The 960-nt window shown below is 56.2% G+C and carries 2 protein-coding genes; both read right to left on the reverse strand.

The features are described 5' to 3' along the window. Positions 1-130 precede the first annotated feature (130 nt). Complete coding sequence (locus HIJ39_RS23150) at positions 131-535, reverse strand: aspartyl protease family protein (protein ID WP_169103374.1); 405 nt, start codon at positions 533-535, stop codon at positions 131-133. After that, complete coding sequence (locus HIJ39_RS23155) at positions 525-779, reverse strand: hypothetical protein (protein ID WP_169103375.1); 255 nt, start codon at positions 777-779, stop codon at positions 525-527. The genes HIJ39_RS23150 and HIJ39_RS23155 overlap by 11 nt, the downstream gene beginning before the upstream one ends. Positions 780-960 lie beyond the last annotated feature (181 nt).

A 960-nucleotide genomic window follows, 5' to 3' on the forward strand; every position in this document is an offset into this window, starting at 1 on the left:
TGGCTGCACGGCTAAGCTTTACTCTGGCCGCCATTGCAGGCGGCCCGTGTTCCTTGAGCTTTCAAGGCGCAACCCCCGAATCCCGCTGATTCGCCTGGTAAACAGTTGCTGCGACGAGAGGAAACCTTCGTCAAAAACGATGACTGTCGAGTCCGCGGTGGGGATTTATCGTCACCGCATGCAAGTCGAGGACGAACTGTCCATGCGTCAATATGTCCATCCCCAACAACCCATGGATGCCGGGGTGCCCCACTAAGTTCCCAAAATCGACCGATGGTTTCCTCAAAGTATGCCCGGCAAAGGTGAGGGCGTCGACGGTCTTGCGCACGGCATAGTCGAAGCCCCCGAGACCCGCCATCCGTACGATGACATCGTCTTCGTCGGCCGCGAGTTGCAACGGTTCTACGGCGATGATATCGATGATGGTGTCCGCCGCGCCGGTGTCCACGATCACGTTGTCCACGGTGACCGTTCGCCCGCCATGTTCGATGGTTAAGGAGGCAAAGAGCAGGCCGTCGCGGTACTCAAGTCTCACGCTCAGCTCCCCGATAGGCAGGCTTGGAACGGATGGGCATGACAATCTCCGGGTGCTTGGTATGATAGACAAAGGTCGATCCATGGGCTGCCCTCACCGCCATCAGGGCTTCTTTGCCATCATGCAACGGCCGAATGACGGCCACTTCGTCCACGTGCCATTCACCGTTTTCAGTGTAGGATCGTTGGTCTTCCATCAAGACAAACGTGTTCGGAAAGAGTGCGCGCACCTCAGACCATTGCATCGCCTCAGACCTCCGCTTCTCCAGTGATAGATTTAGTATACAGGACGTTTAGCGCACCGGATGAGCTGAATTTGCTCAAATAGGCCCAAGCATCTCTTACGGCACTCCCTCGTAGATTAGGGCTTTTCTCCCGTATACTCGCTGATTCGCAGGATTTCGTGACTCACGATGTGCGAGGGAT

Origin of the sequence: Sulfobacillus harzensis (assembly GCF_012933365.1) — a bacterium.
In the GTDB taxonomy this organism is placed as follows: Bacteria; Bacillota; Sulfobacillia; order Sulfobacillales; family Sulfobacillaceae; genus Sulfobacillus_B; species Sulfobacillus_B harzensis.